The sequence below is a fragment of the Dietzia psychralcaliphila genome (assembly GCF_003096095.1).
GTDB lineage: Bacteria > Actinomycetota > Actinomycetes > Mycobacteriales > Mycobacteriaceae > Dietzia > Dietzia psychralcaliphila.
Window position 1 is genome coordinate 2117943 of the sequence record NZ_CP015453.1, and the last position, 18526, is coordinate 2136468.

An 18526-nucleotide genomic window follows, 5' to 3' on the forward strand; every position below is an offset into this window, starting at 1 on the left:
GTGGACCCTACAGGGGCCTCACCCGGATCCGTCCCCCAGGTTGATCAGGCGGTCTCGGTGATCGGCCGGTCGACCCAGCTCATCAGGTCGCGAAGCTTCTGCCCGGTGACCTCGATCGGGTGCTCGGCGTTCTCCTTGCGGAGCTGCTCGAGCTCCTTGTTCCCGCCCTCGACGTTGGCCACGAGGCGCTTGGTGAAGGTGCCGTCCTGGATGTCGGACAGGATGGCCTTCATGCGCTCCTTGGTGCCGGCGTCGATGACGCGCGGGCCCGAGAGGTAGCCGCCGAACTCGGCGGTGTCGGACACCGAGTAGTTCATCCGCGCGATGCCACCCTCGTACATGAGGTCGACGATCAGCTTGAGCTCGTGGAGCACCTCGAAGTAGGCGAGCTCGGGCGCGTACCCGGCCTCGACCATGACCTCGAAGCCCGTCTTGACGAGCTCCTCGGTGCCGCCACAGAGCACGGCCTGCTCACCGAACAGGTCGGTCTCGGTCTCGTCCTTGAAAGTGGTCTTGATGACGCCCGCGCGGGTGCCACCGATCGCCTTGGCGTAGGACAGCGCGAGGGCCTCGCCCTCACCCTTGGGGTCCTGCTCGACGGCGATGAGGGCGGGCACGCCCTTGCCGTCGACGAACTGGCGGCGCACCAGGTGGCCGGGGCCCTTGGGGGCGACCATCGCGATGGTGATGCCCTCGGCGGGCGTGATCAGACCGAAGTGGATGTTGAGGCCGTGGCCGAAGAACAGCGCGTCGCCGTCGTTCAGATTGGGCTCGATGTCCTCGGTGAAGATCTGCGCCTGGGAGGTGTCGGGGGCGAGCAGCATGATGACGTCGGCCCACTTGCTGGCCTCGGCGGCGGTCATGACCTTGAGGCCGGCCTCTTCGGCCTTGTCACGGGACTTGGAGCCCTCGCGCAGACCGATCACGACCTCGACCCCGGAGTCGCGCAGGCTCAACGAGTGCGCGTGCCCCTGCGAGCCGTAACCGATCACGGCGACCTTGCGGCCCTGGATCAGCGACAGATCCGCCGAGTCGTCGTAGAACATCTCCACTGCCATGGTGGATTCCCTTCGTGTTGTTTCGTGAAGTCGAGACTTGTGTAGAAGTCGAGACTATCGAGTGGTGGTGATGGACTTGGGGCCGCGTCCCAGCGCGACCATGCCGGACTGCACGATCTCGCGGATTCCGTAGCCGTCGAGCATGCGCAGCAACGCATCGAGTTTGTCCGGTGTACCGGTCGCCTCGAGCGTGAGCGATTCCGGCGAGACGTCCACGATGTGGGCGCGGAACAGAGTGGCGATCTCGACGATCTGGCCACGGTTGGTGGTGTCGGCGCGGACCTTGACCAGCGTGAGTTCCCGGGCGACCGAGCCGGCCGGGTCCTGCTCCACGATCTTGATGACGTTGACCAGCTTGTTGAGCTGTTTGGTCACCTGCTCGAGCGGGAAGTCCTCGACGGCCACGACGATCGTCATGCGCGAGAGCCCGTCGGTCTCGGTGGGGCCCACCGCGAGGGACTCGATGTTGAACCCGCGCCGGGAGAACAGCGACGCCACGCGTGCGAGCACGCCGGGCTTGTCCTCCACCAGCACGCTCAGGGTGTGGGAGCGGGCGGTCACTGGTCCTCCTCCTGGGCGGCGAGCACGGCGGCGTCGATCCGCTCGGTCACCTCGTGGACGTCCGCGGCGTCGTCCGCCACGGAATCGGTGTCGTCGAACAGCGGCCGGATGTCCCGGGCCGCCATGATCTCGTCGTTGGACGTGCCCGCCGCGACCATCGGCCACACCTGGGCGTCCTTGCCCACGATGAAGTCGATGACCACCGGGCGGTCGTTGATCTCGCGTGCCTTGGCGATCACCTCGTCGACGTCCTCCGCCCGGTCACAGCGGAACGCCACGCAACCCAGGGCCTCGCCGAGCTTGACGAAGTCGGGGATGAGCCTGGACTGCGTCGACAGGTCGGTCTGCGAGTAGCGCTGATCGTAGAACAGCGTCTGCCACTGGCGGACCATCCCGAGGTTGCCGTTGTTGATCAGTGCGACCTTGATGGGCGCGCCCTCGATCGCACAGGTGGCGAGCTCCTGGTTGGTCATCTGGAAGCACCCGTCGCCGTCGATCGCCCACACCTCGGCGTCCGGGCGACCGAACTTGGCGCCCATCGCCGCGGGCACCGAGTACCCCATGGTCCCGAGCCCCCCCGAGTTCAGCCACGTGCGCGGCTTCTCGTACTGGACGAACTGCGCGGCCCACATCTGGTGCTGGCCCACCCCGGCGCAGTAGACCGCGTCGGGGCCGGCGGCCGCGCTCAGTCGCTCGATCACGTACTCGGGAGAGAGCGAACCGTCCGACTGCGGGCCGTATCCGAGCGGGTACTCGGAGCGGATCTCGTCCAGCTGCCCCACCCAGGGGGTCGGCTCGACGAGCGCCCCGGAGTCGCGCTCGCCGCGCAGGGTCTCGACGAGTTCGGTCAGCACCTCCCTGATGTCACCGACGATCGGCACGTCGACGGCACGGTTCTTGCCGATCTCCGCCGGGTCGATGTCCGCGTGGATGACCTTGGCGTCCGGCGCGAAGGTGTCGAGCTGACCGGTGACCCGGTCGTCGAACCGGGCGCCCAGGGTGACGAGCAGATCCGACCGCTGCAGTGCCGCCACCGCGGCGACCGTGCCGTGCATGCCGGGCATGCCGTAGTGCAGCCGGTGCGAATCGGGGAACGCCCCTCGCGCCATCAGCGTGGTGACCACCGGGATGCCCGACAGTTCGGCCAGGGCGAGGAGCTCCGCCGAGGCGTCGGCCTTGATCACGCCGCCGCCGACGTACAGGACCGGGCGCGTGGCCTTGGCGATGAGTCGGGCCGCCTCCCGGATCTGCTTGCCGTGCGGCTTGGTCACCGGCCGGTACCCGGGCAGCTTCATCTCCGGCGGCCACGAGAACGTCATCTCGGCCTGCAGGACGTCCTTGGGGATGTCCACCAGCACCGCACCCGGTCGACCGGTCTGGGCGATGTGGAACGCCTCCGCGATCATCCGCGGGATGTCCTCGCCGTGAGAGACGAGGAAGTTGTGCTTAGTGATGGGCATGGTGATGCCGGAGATGTCGGCCTCCTGGAAGCCGTCCGTGCCGATGAGCGCGGTGCCCACCTGCCCGGTGATGGCCACGATCGGAACCGAGTCCATCTGGGCGTCCGCCAGCGGGGTCACCAGGTTGGTGGCCCCGGGACCCGACGTGGCCATGCAGACACCGACCCGACCGGTGGCCTGCGCGTAACCGGTCGCGGCGTGACCCGCGCCCTGCTCGTGCCGGACCAGCACGTGTCGGACCTTGACCGAGTCGTAGAGGGGATCGTAGACGGGCAGGATCGCGCCGCCGGGGATGCCGAAAACAACCTCGGTGCCGATCTCCTCGAGGGACCGGACGACCGCCTGGGCGCCCGTCATCCGCTCGGGGGCCGCTGACCGGGCCTTCTGCTCTGCACCCGGACGGGGTCCGGGCTGTGCCGTTGGTGCGCTCACTTCAACTGTCCTTCATGCTGGTCGTGGAGCTGACGTTCGTCGCCGCACCCGGTCCGGTGGGACCGGGGGAACCCGGCAACAAAAAACCCCCGACGGCCACGGGGGCCGGCGAGGGTGCGCGTCGACGGAAAGCCAGGTAGCGGCTCAGGCGCCGACGCGCCGGCCGAGTACTAGACCGTTCCAGGTGTTCACGCGCTCAGGTTAGGCTCCGGCCGTCGCGGTCGTCAACTCGTGGAACTGCGATCCCACATAGTGGACCGTGAGACAGTGGGACGCATCATGAGCGCCCCATTCAGAGCACCCCACCCGGAGTCGACGCCCACCGACCGCGCACTCTTCCGGGTCAACCCCATGTCCTACGCCGTCATCGCCATCTTCGTCCTGGCGATCCTCTGGCCCATCAGCGCCTACCCCGTCACTCTGGGGTGGCTCGTGCTGCTCCCGATCGCGTTCGGCTGGTGGGTCGCGCGGACCACCACCCGGGTCGACGAGGACGGTGTCCATCTCTCGTCATGGCGGACGAGAAGGTCCGTGCCCTGGGAGGAGGTCAAGGGAGTGATGTTCCCCAAGAACGGCTTCGCCCGTCTGGTCACCACCACCGAGGACTCACTCACGATGGGCGGGGTCTCGTTCCACGATCTCCCCAGGCTCTCCGTCGCCAGCCGAGGACGGATCCGTGACCCCTACAGCGTCACCCGACCCGACACCGCCGCCCCGACCGACGACGTCTCCTGAACGGCGGTCGCTCGAACGGCGGTCCCTCGAACTGCGGTCATTCGAACTGCGGTCGCTCGAACGGCGGCCCGCCGGCACACGGTCGGCGACAGCCTGGCGGCGCATCCCCATCCGCTCGTACACCACGGTGACCACCACTCCCGCCAGGAGCCCGGCCACGGCCCAGCCACCGAGGACCCAGACCGCGTGCCCCAGTCCCGCATCCCAACTCGAGTCGAAGAACATGATCGCGCGCAGCCCCAGGTAGGCCTGGTGCATCGGTTGGAGGCTGCCGATCGCGACGAACACCTGCGGGAGCATCTGAGTGGGCGTGGCGCCGCCCGAGGTGGGTATCCCCAGCACCACGAACAGCACCAGATTGACCAGGAGTCCGGCGTTTCCGATCGCCGCGATGATGGTGTGTGCGCACACCCCGACCGCGATGATGACGAGGTTGGAGAACCAGAACATGTGCCACGGGTCGTAACCGGTGACCCCGATGATGTCCGCGACGACAAGGCACAACCCCGACACGAGCGGGGCCGTCACCAGGGTCACGACCCATTTGCGGACCAGTGTCTGGAGTCGGCCGAACGGGGCCACGTGGACGTGCAGCGTCATCGGGCCGATCTCCAGGGGGATGAACCCGAGCCGCGCGTCCAGGAGTGCGGAGATGATCATCGCCCCGGTGAATCCCGCGAGGACCACGATCAGGGCGTAGAACATCGGTAGCGAGGCGTTGGACACCCCGTCCGGCAACGGGTTCCACGCCGTCACGTCGATACCGACCGGGTCCTGGAGAGCGAGAGCCGCCGCGGCGCCGACCGTCCTGCCCTCCGCCTCGGCCAGCAGCTGCGACTCCGAGAGCAGCCTGGGACCCATGCGGTCCCGGAACGACTCCTGCATCGCCCCCGCCATGGTGGTCATGACCTGGCTCGACACGATCGAGACGCGGGGCGAGTACTCGAGAGTGATCCGGGCGGGCGCGGGCGGCTCCGCGGCGTCCCCCGCTTCGGTGGCCGCCGCCTCGACCAGACCGACCACCCGCTCGCTCAGGTCGGCGGGGATCCGGACCGCCCCGAAGTACGACCCGTCACGCAGGCCCTCCTCCGCCGTCTCGGGGTCGACCACGTGCAGCCGGACCTTCTCCCAGTCGTTGTTCTGGAGCAGACCGGAGGTGATCTGCGATCCCACGTCGAGGTCCCGCACGCCGATCGGCGTGTCCAACGACGCTCCGCGGTCGGAGTCCACCACCGCCACGGGGATGTGCCTGGCGTGGGCCTGGGGGTCCGCGGTGCCGCCCAGATACATGAACGACAGGAGGAAGAACAGCCCGCAGACCAGAACCACCGCGCCTGCCGAATGTGAGGCGAACTCGCGGAAGCCGCCGGTGTGGCCGGAGTCGGTCATGCTGATCCTCATTCGTGTGGAACGCCGGTCGACCACACGGCCGACCGAGACGAAGTTACTCCTGCCACCGCGGGTAATGTGTACCCGTCCCCCGGAGCGTTCCCGCCCAAGTCACAGGGCCGGTCGCAGGTCTGATCGGGAGGACTGCCCACACGGGACGCCCGCCGCCGTAGTCCCCCGAACCGGATAGAGGTCCCATGCCTCCCCTGAGGTCACGCACCAGCACCGCCGGACGCAACGCGGCGGGAGCTCGCGCCCTCTGGCGCGCCACCGGCATGACGGACGCGGACTTCGGCAAGCCGATCATCGCGGTCGCCAACTCGTACACCCAGTTCGTCCCGGGGCACGTGCACCTGAAGAACGTCGGCGAGATCGTCGCCGAGCAGATCACCGCTGCGGGCGGCGTCGCGCGCGAGTTCCACACCATCGCCGTGGACGACGGCATCGCCATGGGGCACGCGGGGATGCTGTACTCGCTGCCCAGCCGCGAGATCATCGCCGACTCCGTCGAGTACATGGTCAACGCGCACACCGCCGACGCACTGGTGTGCATCTCCAACTGCGACAAGATCACGCCGGGGATGCTCAACGCGGCGATGCGCCTGAACATCCCGACGGTGTTCGTCTCCGGCGGCCCCATGGAGTCCGGTTTCTCGGTGGTCGTCGACGGTGTGGTCAAGGCCGGGTCCGACCTCGTCACCGCGATCTCCGCCTCGGCCAACTCCGCGGTCGGCCAGGATGACCTCGACGCGATCGAGCGCTCGGCCTGCCCCACCTGTGGCTCCTGCTCGGGAATGTTCACCGCCAACTCCATGAACTGCCTCACCGAGGCCCTGGGGTTGTCCCTCCCGGGCAACGGGTCGACGCTGGCCACCCACAGCGCCCGCCGAGAACTGTTCGCCGAGGCCGGACGGGTCATCGTGGACCTGTGCCACCGCTACTACCGGGACGACGACGAGTCGGTACTCCCCCGGTCCGTGGCCACCAGCAATGCCTTCGCCAACGCCATGACGCTCGACGTGGCCATGGGCGGTTCCACCAACACTGTGCTGCACATCCTCGCCGCGGCCCGGGAGGGCGAGGTGGACTTCGACCTGCACGACATCGAGCAGATCTCCCGCCGTGTGCCGTGCCTGGCCAAGGTCGCGCCCAACTCCGACTACTACATGGAGCACGTCCACCGGGCCGGCGGCATCCCGGCGATCCTCGGCGAGCTGTTCCGGGGTGGGCTACTCGAGACAGAGGTCCACTCGGTCCACTCCCCCTCCCTCGAGCAGTACGTCGCGGACTGGGACATCCGTAGCGGCACGGCCACCGAGAAGGCGATCGAGCTGTTCCACGCCGCACCCGGTGGGGTCCGCACCATCGAACCGTTCTCCACCGACAACCGATGGGAGTCGCTGGACACGGACGCCGTGAACGGGTGCATCCACTCCGTCGAGCACCCCGCCACGGCCGAGGGCGGACTGGCAGTGCTCCGCGGCAACATCGCCCCCGACGGGTCCGTGTTCAAGACCGCCGGTGTATCCGAGGAGCACTTCCACTTCAGCGGACCGGCACGGGTGGTCGAGTCGCAGGAGGAGGCGGTGTCGGTGATCCTGGACAAGACCCTGCAGCCCGGGGAAGTGCTCGTGGTGCTCTACGAGGGTCCCGCCGGTGGCCCGGGGATGCAAGAGATGCTCCACCCCACCGCGTTCATCAAGGGCGCGGGCCTGGGCGCCAGATGCGCCCTCATCACGGACGGCCGCTTCTCGGGGGGCTCGTCGGGCCTGTCAATCGGCCACATCGCCCCCGAGGCCGCCTCGGGCGGCCCGATCGGTCTGATCCGGGACGGCGACGTGGTGACGATCGACGTCGCCACGCGCTCCATCTCGGTGGATCTGGACGACGACGAGTTGGACCGCCGCCGGGCCGCGAAGGGATCCCTCCCCTGGCGTCCGGTCAACCGCGACCGGAAGGTCTCCGCCGCGCTGCGGGCGTACGCCTCCATGGCGTCCTCCGCCGACAAGGGTGCGGTGCGCATCCTGCCCGACTGATCTCCCCGGTCCGCCGCGTGAACAGCGGGCCCGGTTCCCGGGCTCCGCGCGTGCTCAGCCCGCGGTGACCGCGGGGCTGTCCGAGGTGGACGTCAACGGATTGGTGCCGTTGAGCAGGTACCAGATCACTCCTGCCGCGATCACGGCCAGCAGCAACCAGATCACTCCGCTGAACCGGGGACGGTGCGACCAGCGCCACCTGCGGTCGGCGGACCAGCGGCCGGCGCCGGCGAACAGGAGGGTGAGCAGGGCGGCGGCGTACAGCACGGACGTCTCGAGGCCACGGGTGGTCTCCCCGAGGAGCGGCATGGGATCGCCGCCGGTCAGCCGGACCGCGATGCCCAACCCGACCAACCCGAGCAACCCGGCCGCCGCGACCGGCGTGGCCAGGCCCACGACGAGCAGGACACCCGCGACCAACTCGACGGCGCCGCCGGCGATCGCGAGGAGCCGAGCCTGTTCGAACCCCGACTCGGTCAGGGTCTGGGTGAATCCGTCGATTCCCGGGCCTCCGAACAGACCGAAGAGCTTCTGCAGACCACGCATCGCCAGGAGGACTCCCACGGCGAGACGGAGCAGGAACAGTCCGAGGTCGGTCGTGCCGCGCCGCGAGATCTCGTCCCGGGGGGCGGGTTCGATGGTGGTGGGTTGGTCGCCGAACGGCAACGGCGTCGACGTGTCGTAGCCCCCGGACTCCGAGAACTGCGAGTAGTCCGTCCGACCCGCCGCGGGGAAGGCGGTGGTGGCGGAGTCCGTGGTCCCCGTGCCGGAACCGGTCCCCGTCGCGTTGGGGACGTCGAGCGGGTAGTCGACGTCGTGGATGATCTCGGTACGGGCGTCGTCTCCGGGCTTTGAGGAAGTCACCATCCGACCATAGGCCGCTTCCCGGGCACCTGCACCCAGGACACGGCGCACCGTAGTCTTGTCGTCATGAGATCGCTCTCGCTGGTGGTGGTCCTGGCCGTCGCCATGGCCGGGTGTGCGAGATTCGACGATCGTCTCGAGGCCCCCTTCACCCCCGCCCCCGGTCCGGGAATGGGCGCCGCCCCGCCGTCCAGTCCGCCCGGCATCCCCCCGCCCTCCTCGCCTCCGTCCCCGGGCGAGCCGGAGGCGACACCGGAACGCGGCCCGTGCGTGGATCCGGACCCCGCCGTCATCGCGACGTGCCTGGAACCGGCCGTCGCGGTCGCCGGACTCGGCGAGAAGGCACTGGTCGCCGAGTCGACGGGTGGCGTCAAGATCGTCTCGGTCGACGCGCCACCCGAGGACTTCGGCCGTGTCGATCCGCGGGGAGGGCGGGTGGCCGCGGTCGCGCCGTCCCCCGACTTCGCCCAGGACCGGCTGGTGTATCTCCTCGTCGTCGGCGACGGTCCCTCCAGGGTCGAACGTCTCGCGCGGGGGGACGCCCCCAGGACGGTGGCCGAGCTGGCCCCCGCGGAGACAGGGGGTCTCGCGTTTGTCGACGATGTCCTGACGGTGGGCGTGGGTTCCGAGCTCGTGAGGTTCCCCGGGTTCAGGGGGATCGGGCTCGCGGAGCGCCCGGAGATCGTCGCCCGCGACCTGGGCCAGATCAACGGCCTGTGCACCCACCTGTCGGACCTCTACCTCTCGGCCGTCACCGACCGCGGCGCGGTGATCCGGACAGCCGATCAAGTCATCTGGACCTGGCCCGACCAGCGATCGGCCGGAGGGTGCGCCGCGGCCGAGGACTCCCTCGCAGTGGCGTTGCCGGACGCCGAACGCGCCGACGTCCTCCCACTCGCGGGTGGAGCGGCGCGTGGCCAGCCCGAGGCCCTCGCCGAGGGCCGGTACGGACGCATCACCGGCCTCGCGTCGGTCGGGGACGGCGTGCTTCTCGGCGGCACGACCAACAAGCGTGGTGGCTCTCCGGTCCCCACCGACGACCGCGCCGTCATCCTGCCCCAGACCGGTGGCGGCGGCGGGGACGCACGGACCTGAGCCTCATCCGCGCGCTCGCGCAGCGGGCCCCGTGGCCGACTCGCGGCCGCAGCCGGCTCTCCCGCGGAGGTGGTGCCGCCTATCCGATCATCACTCCTGGCCGCAGGCGGCGATCACGAGCTCCTTGACCCTCGCCGGGTCCGCCTGGCCGCGGGTGGCCTTCATGACCGCACCGACGATCGCGCCGGCGGCCTGCACCTTCCCCGAGCGGATCTTCTCGGCGATATCCGGCTGGGCGGCCAGGGCGTCGTCGACCGCCTTCTGCAGGGCCGAGTCGTCACGGACCACCTCGAGTCCCCTGTCGGCCACTACCTGGTCCGGCTCACCCTCGCCGTCGAGGACCGCGTCCACGACCTGACGGCCGAGCTTGTTGGTGAGCGTGCCCTCCGCCACGAGTTCGATGACCCGCGCCACCTGGGCAGGGGTGATGTCCAGCGCCGGGAGGCCCACGCCACGCTTGTTGGCCTGCTGCGACAGGTAGGACACCCACCACGAGCGGGACTCGGTGGGAGGCGCGCCGGCATCGACGGTGGCGAGGATCAGGTCCAGGGCGCCGGCGTTGACCAGATCGCGCATCTCCTCGTCCGAGACTCCCCAGTCGGCCTGTACGCGTGCGCGGCGCAGCCACGGCAGCTCTGGCAACTCGGCGCGGATCTTCTCGATGAGCTCACTCAACGGCTCGACGGGCGCGAGGTCGGGCTCGGGGAAGTAGCGGTAGTCCTCCGCGGATTCCTTGGGCCTACCCGCCGTGGTGGTGCCGTCGGCCTCGTGGAAGTGACGCGTCTCCAGGACGATCTCACCACCGGAGGTCAGGACATCGGCCTGCCGACACATCTCGTGCCGAACGGCGACCTCGACGCTGCGTAGGGAGTTGACGTTCTTGGTCTCGGTGCGGGTGCCGAACTCGGTCGCGCCCTTGGGCATGAGCGAGACGTTGGCATCGCAGCGCAGCGATCCCTGGTCCATGCGGACATCGGAGACGTCGAGACTCCGAAGCAGGTCGCGCAGCGCGGATACGTATGCCCGGGCGATCTCGGGGGCCCGCTCCCCCGCTCCGACGATCGGCTTGGAGACGATCTCGATGAGCGGCACGCCGGCCCGGTTGAAGTCGAGCAGCGAATGCGTTGCTCCGTGGATCCGCCCACTGGCCGACCCGACGTGGGTGGACTTCCCGGTGTCCTCCTCCATGTGCGCCCGCTCGACCTCGACGCGCCACGTGGTGCCGTCCTCGAGTTGGACGTCGAGGAAACCGTCGTGGGCGATCGGCTCGTCGTACTGCGAGATCTGATAGTTCTTCGGCTGATCCGGGTAGAAGTAGTTCTTCCGCGCGAAACGGCTGTACGGCGCGATCGAACACCCCAGGGCCAGGCCGATCTTGATCGCCCATTCGACGGCCTGCCCGTTGACCACCGGCAACGCGCCGGGGAGCCCGATGCACACCGGGCAGACCTGGGTGTTGGGCTCCGCTCCGAACGCCGTCGGGCACCCGCAGAACATCTTGGTGGCGGTGTGCAGCTCGACGTGCACCTCCATGCCCATGACGGGATCGAAACGTGACACGACCTCGGTGAACTCCATGCGGAACAATCTAGCCGAAGAGGCAGGCGGCCTCGCGGTAGCGGTCCTCCGGAACGGTCTTGAGCACGGCGACGGCCTCCTCGACCGGCACCATCTCGATGCACTCCCCGCGCAGCGCGACGATCTGACCGAAATCCCCTCGGTGCACCGCATGCGCCGCGTGGACGCCGAAGCGGGTGGCCAGCACACGGTCGTAGGCGGTGGGCGTACCGCCGCGCTGGATGTGCCCCAGCACCGTGGTGCGGACATCGCGGTTCATCCGTTCGGCGATCGCCGCCGCCATCTGGTCGGCGACACCCGTGAACACCTCGTGGCCGAACTGGTCGGTCCCGCCCTCCCGCAACGCCATCCCCGAGCCCTCGACGGGTGTGGCACCCTCCGCGACCACGCAGATCCCGTACGCCTCACCCATCTGGAAGCGGCGCTTCATCACCTTGCACACGTAGTCGATGTCGAACGGCACCTCGGGGATGACGATCATGTGAGCTCCGGAGGCGAGTCCGGCGTGGAGGGCGATCCACCCGGCATGCCGCCCCATGACCTCGACCAGCATGACCCGCTCGTGGGACTCCGCGGTGGTGTGCAGCCGATCGATGGCGTCGGAGGCTATCGAGACGGCGGTGTCGAAACCGAAGGTGTAGTCGGTTCCGCCCACGTCGTTGTCGATGGTCTTGGGGACGCCGACCACCGGGATGCCGTTCTCGGTCAGCCACCGCGCCGCCTTGAGTGTCCCGTCGCCGCCGATCGCGACCAGCGCATCGAGGGAGTGACGCGCGATGGTCGCCCGGATCTCCGGCAGGCTCCCCCTGAGGATGTCCGGGTTGAGCCTGCCCGTCCCGAGGATCGTGCCCCCGCGCAACAGGATCCGGTCGATCCCCTCGTCGTCGAACAGAGGGACCGCACGGTCGTGGACCAGCCCGGACCACCCGTCCTGGAAACCCAGGACCGGTGAGTCGTACTCGGAATTGGCGGTCCGCACCAACGCGCGGATGACCGCGTTGAGTCCGGGACAGTCTCCGCCTGCGGTGAGAACGCCGATGCGCACGTCGAGCTCCTCTCGGTTCTCCAGCAGTCTAGGGCCGGGACCTGCTCACCGCGCCGGCCTCCGGCGACTGTTCACCGGTACGAAATGCCATGGTGGCGAGACCACCGAGCAGGACGACCACGGCGGGCAGGTACATGGCGTCCGCCACGGCCTGTCCGACGTCGCCGTGTACGACCAGCCGTGCTTGCATCAACGCGCCGATCGCGGCCGAACCCAGGACGGCGCCCACCTGACGGGTCGTGTTGTAGACCCCCGAGCCGGCTCCGGCGGAGGCGAGCTCGAGGCGGCGCATCGCGGTGGACGACGTGGGTGCCCAGACACACCCGTTGGCCACCCCCATCAGTGCGATGGGTCCGAGCAGCACGGGGATCGAGGTCTGCGAGTCCATGACCAGCGCCAGCCAGAACAGGGAGATGGCGTAGGAGAAGTAGCCGATCCCCGTGAACAGACGCGGGTCGATCCTGTCGGCCCAGCGCCCGACCACCGGGGCGAGGACGCCCGCGATCAGCGCCATCGGCAGCAGCATCAGACCCGCGCGCGTGGGGCTGAGGTCCTTGACACCCTGGAGATAGAACATCAGCGGGACCATGGTGCCGGCGGTGACGAACCCGATGGTGGAGACGCCGAAGGTGCCGATCGAGAAGTTGCGGTCCCGGAACAGGCGTAGAGGCACCAGCGGCTCCGTGCGGACGCGCGACTGCCACCAGACGAACACCGCGATACCCGCCGTCCCGGCGATGATGAGCGCGAGTGTGGTGCCACCCCAGCCGTGGGACTCGCCCTGTTGGATGCCGAACACCAGCAGGAACATGCCCAGGGCCGACAGCATGATGCCCGGTCCGTCGTAGGAGTGCGACCGGGTCTCGAGCTTCGGGACCCACCGCCACACCAGGACCACGGCCAGGATGCCGAAGGGGATGTTGACGAAGAAGATCGCACGCCAGTCGAACGCGTCGATGAGGACACCACCCAACACGGGCCCGACGACCGAGGCGATGCCCGCGACCGCCCCCCACGTCCCCATGGCCGCCCCGCGACGCTCCGGCGCGAAGACCCTGGTGATCACGCTGAGCGACTGCGGCGTGAGCAGCGCGGCGCCGAGTCCCTGGAAGACCCTCGCGACGATAAGAGTCTCGATGCTGCCCGCGAGCCCACACCACAGAGAGGCGCCCGTGAACAGGACCAGTCCCGCGATCGAGACCGCGCGGGGCCCTATCTGGTCACCCAGGCGACCCGTGAACAGCAGCGGTACGACGTAGGCCAGCAGATAGGCGCTGGTCACCCAGATGACCTGGTTGGTCGTCGCACCGAGCTGGGTGGCGAAGGCCTCGGTGGCGACCGCGACGATCGTCTGATCCACCAGGATCATGAAGAACCCGATGACGAGCGCCGTCAGTGCCTTCCACGCGTCCCTCTCGGGGACCTTGGTCACGCGATCGGGCCTCTCGCGGCCTCGAAGGCGGCACCCACCCGGTACAGGCGGTCGTCGGCCAGCGCCGGGGCCATGATCTGCAGGCCGGCCGGGAGTCCGTCCACGAGCCCGGACGGAACGGACATACCGCAGTGCCCGGCGAGGTTGAGCGGGAGTGTGCAGAGGTCGAACTGGTACATGGCGACCGGGTCCTCGACCTTGTCACCCAGCGGGAACGCGGTCGTCGGGGTGGTGGGAGACACCAGGACGTCCACCTTCTCGTACGCAGCGTCGAAGTCGCGCGCGATGAGTGTGCGCACCTTCTGTGCCTGACCGTAGAAGGCGTCGTAGTACCCGGCGGACAGGGCGTAGGTCCCCAGCATGATGCGGCGCTTGACCTCGGGGCCGAACCCGGCTTCGCGGCTCGCCGCCATGACCTGATCGGCCGAACCGTCACCGACCCGCAGGCCGTACCGCATGGCGTCGAACCGGGCCAGGTTGCTGGACACCTCCGAGGGCAGGATCAGGTAGTAGGCGGGCAGTGCGTAGCGGAAGTTCGGGCACGAGACCTCGACCACCTCCGCTCCCAAATCCCGCAGGGTATCCACCGAGTCCCGGAACGACGCCTCGACCCCCGGTTGGTAGCCCTCGCCGGCGAACTCGGCCACGACTCCCACGCGGACACCGGACAGATCGCCCTTCGCGCCCTCGCGGGCCGCCCGGACCATGTCCGGGATCGCGACGTCGAGGCTGGTGGAATCGCGCGGGTCGTGCCCCGCGATCACCTGGTGCAGGAGCGCTGTGTCCTCGACCGTGCGACCACACGGTCCGCCCTGGTCGAGCGACGACGCACAGGCCACGAGACCGTAGCGGGACACGGTGCCGTAGGTGGGCTTCACACCGACCGTGGCGGTGAGCGCGGCCGGCTGACGGATGGAACCGCCGGTGTCGGTGCCGATGGCGATCGGGGCCTGGTGGGACGCCAGGGCCGCGGCGGAACCACCGCCGGACCCACCGGGGGTGCGGCTGGGGTCCCACGGATTGCGGGTCGGGCCGTACGCGGAGTTCTCGGTCGAGGACCCCATGGCGAACTCGTCCATGTTCGTCTTGCCGAGGATCGGGATGCCCGCCTCGCGCAGCCTGGCGGTGACCGTGGCGTCGTACGGGGACCGGTACCCCTCGAGCATCCGGGAACCACAGGTCGTCGGGGCGTCGGTGGTGGTGAAGACGTCCTTGAGCGCGACCGGGACCCCGGCCAGCGGGCCGAGTTCCTCGCCGGCGGCGAGACGGGTGTCGACGGTGCGGGCGGCCTCGAGCGCCTCGTCCGCGCCGACGTGCAGGAAGGCGTTGATCTCACCGTCGACCTCGGCGATCCGGTCGAGGTGAGCACGGGTGACCTCCTCCGAGGACACCTCCCGCGCGGCGATCCGGCCGGCCAGTTCCGCGGCGGTGGAGTTGGTGAGCGAGCTCATGCCTCCTCCCCCAGGATCTGCGGGACCTCGAAGCGCTGCTGGTCCGCTGCGGGCGCCTGGTCGAGCGCCTGTTCCGGGGTCAGACCCGGGGTGACGACGTCGGCGCGGTACACGTTGGAGATCGCGGTGGGATGGCTCATCGCCGGGACGTCGTCCGCTGCGACCTCGGACACGGCCTGCACGTGGTCGAGGATGTCGGTGAGCTGTCGCGCGAACGAATCCAGCTCGGAGTCGCTCAGTTCCAGGCGGGAGAGCCTGGCCAGATGCGCGACGTCCCCGCGTGAGATCGAGGTCACGTGTCTGTCCCTTTCCGTGGCGTGTCGGTACCGGCCCAGCCTAGTCAGGCCACCGGAGTGCGGCACAATGGGCGCCATGTCTTATCTGCTCCGCGTCTTGCTGCCCGATCGACCGGGCAGCCTCGGCTCCCTGGCGGTCGCCCTGGGAACCGCCGGCGCGGACATCATCAGCCTCGACGTGGTGGACCGGTTCGACGGTGTGGCCGTGGACGACATCGTGGTGAACGTCCCCCACGGGACCTTCCCCGACACCTTGATCACCGCGGCCGAACAACTCGACGGGGTGATGGTCGATTCGTTGCGCCCGTTCGGCGGGATCCTCGACGCGCACCGCGAACTCGAGCTCATCGACGCCGTGGCGGGAGCGGGCGCCGGTGCCGACCAGATGCTCGCCGACGAGCTGCCCGCGGCGCTGCGCCTCGGGTGGGCGCTCGTGGTGGAGGAGACGGCAGACGGATGCCGCCTGATCGCGCGCGGCTCCGCCGCACCGATGTGGGACGGGGGCCGGGTCGATGCGGTACGTCACCTCGATCGGGCCACCGCGCTGGAAGACGACCTGCCGGTGGAATGGACCTCGCTGGACACCGCGATCGCGGCGGCACCGCTCTCGTCCGGTCACGTTCTCGTGGTCGGTCGGCCGGGCGGGCCGTCGTTCCGGCCGTCAGAGATCGCCCGGCTCGGTTACCTCACCGGTATCCTCCGGTCGCTCAACGCCGGTTGACACAGCTCGCGCGGGTCCTCCGACCTACGCTGCCCCTCCGCCCGCGTCCCCTGCGGCTCGCGCTGCGTGTCTGCTCGCCTATCGCGGGCTCGCGCTGCGCTTCTGGTCCCGACACGCATCGCAACCGGGCCGGCGATCAGCCGGCGGTGGCCCCGGGTTCGGCGGGTAGCTCCTCCGGTGCCGGACCGTTCGCCAACAGTTCCACGAACCCCGCCTCGTCGAGGATGGTCAGCCCCAACTCCTCGGCCTTGGCCGCCTTGGACCCGGGATTGTCCCCGACGACCACGTAGTCGGTCTTCTTGGACACCGACCCCGAGGCCTTTCCCCCGCGGGCGATGATCGCCTCCTTGATCCCGTCGCGGGTGAACCCCTCGAGGGAACCGGTCGCCACGATGGTGAGCCCCTCAAGGGTGCGCGGGATCGACTCGTCCCGCTCGTCGGCCATCGACACACCTGAGGCCGACCACCTGTCGACGATCTCGCGGTGCCAGTCCACGTCGAACCACTCCACGACCGAGGCCGCGATGGTCGAACCGACGCCGTCGGTCTCCGCCAGCTCCTCCTCGGAGGCGGCCCGGATGGCGTCCATCGTCCCGAACCGCGTGGCCAACGCGCGCGCTGCCGTCGGCCCGACGTGGCGGATCGACAGTGCCACCAGCACCCGCCACAGCGGCCGGTCCTTCGCGGTCTCGAGGTTGGCCAGCAGCTTACGTCCGTTCTCGGTGAGAACGGTGCGCTCCGGGGCGGCCCCCTCCTCGATCTGCTTGCGGGTCGCCTTGTCCAGTCGGGTGTAGAGGGAGGTCCGGAGGAGGTCGGCCTCGGTGAGGTCGAACAGGCCGCCCTCGTTGTCCAGCACCCCGCTGGCGAGCAGGTCCGACGCCCCCTCGTAGCCGAGCGCCTCGATGTCCAGCGCGTTTCGTGACGACAGGTAGAACAGCCGCTCACGGAGCTGTGCGGGGCAGGACCGCTGGTTCGGGCAACGCCAGTCCGCGTCACCCTCCTTCGCCGGTGCCAGGACGGTCTCGCATTCGGGGCAGCGCTCGGGGAAGACGAACTCGCGCTCGGTTCCGTCCCTGCGATCCACCACCGGACCGAGGACCTCCGGGATGACGTCGCCGGCCTTGCGGATCACCACGGTGTCACCGATCAGCACGCCCTTGCGCCTGACCTCGGTCTGGTTGTGCAAAGTCGCGAGCGAGACCGTGGAGCCCGCGACCAGTACCGGCTCCATGTGGGCGAACGGCGTGACCCGCCCGGTACGACCCACGGAGACGCGGATGTCGAGCAGCTCGGTCATCACCTCCTCCGGCGGGTACTTGTAGGCGATCGCCCACCGCGGGGCCCGGGAGGTCTGACCGAGACGACGCTGCACGGCCCGGTCGTCGATCTTGACCACGAGGCCGTCGATCTCGTGCTCCGGGTCGCTCCGGTGTTCCCCCCAGTACCGCATCCGTTCGAGCACCTCGTCGACGCCTGTCGCCGGAGCGGTGTGGGGCGAGACGGGCAGGCCCCAGTCCGAGAGGGCGAGATAGACGTCGTGGAGGCTGTCGAAGGTCGCACCCTCGACCGCTCCGAGGCCGTGGCAGTACATCCCGAGGCGTCGCTGGGCGGTGATAGCGGGGTTCTTCTGGCGCAGTGACCCGGCGGCACTGTTCCGGGGGTTGGCGAACGGTGGCTTGCCCTCGGCCACGAGCCGCGCGTTGAGTTCGGCGAAGTCCGCGAGCCGGAAGAACACCTCACCCCTGACTTCGAGCAACGCGGGGACGGGGCGGTCCTTCGTCGGGGTGAGCGTGACCGGGATGTCGTCGATCGTCCGGGCGTTGAGAGTCACGTCCTCTCCGGTGCGGCCGTCTCCGCGGGTGGCCCCGCTGACCAGCCTCCCCTCGCGGTAGACCAGGTCGAGCGCCACACCGTCGATCTTGACCTCGCACAGGAACTGCAGGTCTTCCGCGGGGATGTGCGCCTGCTCGACGGCGGAGGCCACCCACGCGCGCAGCTCCTCCTCGGAGAACACGTTGTCCAGGCTCGTCATCCGCTGGAGATGCTCCACCGGCGCGAAATCCGTCGAGAAACCACCGCCGACGAGCTGGGTCGGGGAGTCCGCCGTGCGCAGCCCGGGGTGCCGTTCCTCGAGCGCCTCCAGGTCGTGGAACAGCCTGTCGAACTCGGCGTCGGAGACGATGGGGGCGTCCTTGACGTAGTAGCGGAACTGGTGGTCCCGCACCGTCTCCGCCAGCTCGGTCCACGCCTGTCGGATGTCCGGGGGGATGTCCCCGGTGCCGAGGGGCTCGCTGCTTCGACTCGCTTGGCTCACGAGGACAGGGTAATCCGACACGTGCCCGGGATGTCGGGACGCTGGCCTACGGTGACCGC

The 18526-nt window shown here is 69.4% G+C and carries 14 protein-coding genes and 1 pseudogene; 4 read left to right on the forward strand and 11 right to left on the reverse strand.

The window, feature by feature from the left end:
* Positions 1-44 precede the first annotated feature (44 nt).
* The 3 genes from ilvC to A6048_RS09735 are packed head-to-tail and all read right to left on the reverse strand — an operon-like array spanning position 45 to position 3511.
* The gene (ilvC, locus tag A6048_RS09725; protein ID WP_107747375.1) at positions 45-1058 is read right to left on the reverse strand and encodes a ketol-acid reductoisomerase; all 1014 of its coding nucleotides are present in this window, start codon (positions 1056-1058) and stop codon (positions 45-47) included.
* A gap of 54 nt (positions 1059-1112) precedes the next feature.
* Positions 1113-1619 (reverse strand): acetolactate synthase small subunit, encoded by a 507-nt coding sequence (ilvN, locus tag A6048_RS09730; protein ID WP_107747373.1) that lies wholly within the window; start codon positions 1617-1619, stop codon positions 1113-1115.
* Complete coding sequence (locus A6048_RS09735) at positions 1616-3511, reverse strand: acetolactate synthase large subunit (RefSeq protein WP_107747372.1); 1896 nt, start codon at positions 3509-3511, stop codon at positions 1616-1618. The genes ilvN and A6048_RS09735 overlap by 4 nt, the downstream gene beginning before the upstream one ends.
* 351 nt (positions 3512-3862) lie before the next feature.
* On the opposite strand from A6048_RS09735, the pseudogene A6048_RS18645 reads away from it, so the two are divergent.
* Positions 3863-4132, forward strand: a pseudogene (locus tag A6048_RS18645) (PH domain-containing protein); the annotation flags it as partial.
* Here A6048_RS18645 and A6048_RS09745 read toward each other — a convergent pair.
* The gene (locus A6048_RS09745) at positions 4118-5635 is read right to left on the reverse strand and encodes a YhgE/Pip domain-containing protein (protein ID WP_107747369.1); all 1518 of its coding nucleotides are present in this window, start codon (positions 5633-5635) and stop codon (positions 4118-4120) included. The pseudogene A6048_RS18645 and the gene A6048_RS09745 overlap by 15 nt on opposite strands.
* Positions 5636-5832: 197 nt before the next feature.
* On the opposite strand from A6048_RS09745, the gene ilvD reads away from it, so the two are divergent.
* Entirely contained in the window at positions 5833-7671 is a 1839-nt protein-coding gene (ilvD, locus tag A6048_RS09750; RefSeq protein WP_107747368.1) for a dihydroxy-acid dehydratase, read from the forward strand.
* A 54-nt stretch (positions 7672-7725) separates the two neighbouring features.
* On the opposite strand, the gene A6048_RS09755 is transcribed toward ilvD, so the two are convergent.
* Entirely contained in the window at positions 7726-8535 is an 810-nt protein-coding gene (locus A6048_RS09755) for a DoxX family protein (protein WP_235027376.1), read from the reverse strand.
* Positions 8536-8601: 66 nt separating this feature from the next.
* Between A6048_RS09755 and A6048_RS09760 the strand changes: the two genes are divergently transcribed.
* Positions 8602-9630, forward strand: a complete 1029-nt coding sequence (locus A6048_RS09760; protein ID WP_107747366.1) for an oxidoreductase — start codon at positions 8602-8604, stop codon at positions 9628-9630.
* Positions 9631-9720: 90 nt separating this feature from the next.
* Here A6048_RS09760 and gatB read toward each other — a convergent pair whose 3' ends face one another.
* Genes gatB through gatC form a run of 5 tightly spaced genes read right to left on the reverse strand, consistent with a single transcriptional unit; the run spans position 9721 to position 15432 of the window.
* Positions 9721-11208 (reverse strand): Asp-tRNA(Asn)/Glu-tRNA(Gln) amidotransferase subunit GatB, encoded by a 1488-nt coding sequence (gatB, locus tag A6048_RS09765; RefSeq protein WP_107747684.1) that lies wholly within the window; start codon positions 11206-11208, stop codon positions 9721-9723.
* Positions 11209-11218: 10 nt separating this feature from the next.
* Positions 11219-12253, reverse strand: a complete 1035-nt coding sequence (locus tag A6048_RS09770; RefSeq protein WP_107747365.1) for an ATP-dependent 6-phosphofructokinase — start codon at positions 12251-12253, stop codon at positions 11219-11221.
* A gap of 28 nt (positions 12254-12281) precedes the next feature.
* Positions 12282-13685: a DHA2 family efflux MFS transporter permease subunit gene (locus A6048_RS09775; RefSeq protein ID WP_107747364.1), complete on the reverse strand. Its 1404-nt coding sequence runs from the start codon at positions 13683-13685 to the stop codon at positions 12282-12284.
* Positions 13682-15136, reverse strand: a complete 1455-nt coding sequence (gene gatA / locus A6048_RS09780; protein WP_107747363.1) for an Asp-tRNA(Asn)/Glu-tRNA(Gln) amidotransferase subunit GatA — start codon at positions 15134-15136, stop codon at positions 13682-13684. The genes A6048_RS09775 and gatA overlap by 4 nt, the downstream gene beginning before the upstream one ends.
* A complete protein-coding gene (gene gatC / locus A6048_RS09785; protein WP_107747362.1) occupies positions 15133-15432 on the reverse strand; it encodes an Asp-tRNA(Asn)/Glu-tRNA(Gln) amidotransferase subunit GatC in 300 nt (99 codons plus the stop codon). The genes gatA and gatC overlap by 4 nt, the downstream gene beginning before the upstream one ends.
* Positions 15433-15508: 76 nt before the next feature.
* On the opposite strand from gatC, the gene A6048_RS09790 reads away from it, so the two are divergent.
* Complete coding sequence (locus tag A6048_RS09790; protein WP_107747683.1) at positions 15509-16153, forward strand: ACT domain-containing protein; 645 nt, start codon at positions 15509-15511, stop codon at positions 16151-16153.
* Positions 16154-16289: 136 nt separating this feature from the next.
* Here the strand turns inward: A6048_RS09790 and ligA are convergent, their stop codons facing one another.
* The gene (gene ligA, locus A6048_RS09795) at positions 16290-18467 is read right to left on the reverse strand and encodes an NAD-dependent DNA ligase LigA (protein WP_107747361.1); all 2178 of its coding nucleotides are present in this window, start codon (positions 18465-18467) and stop codon (positions 16290-16292) included.
* Positions 18468-18526 lie beyond the last annotated feature (59 nt).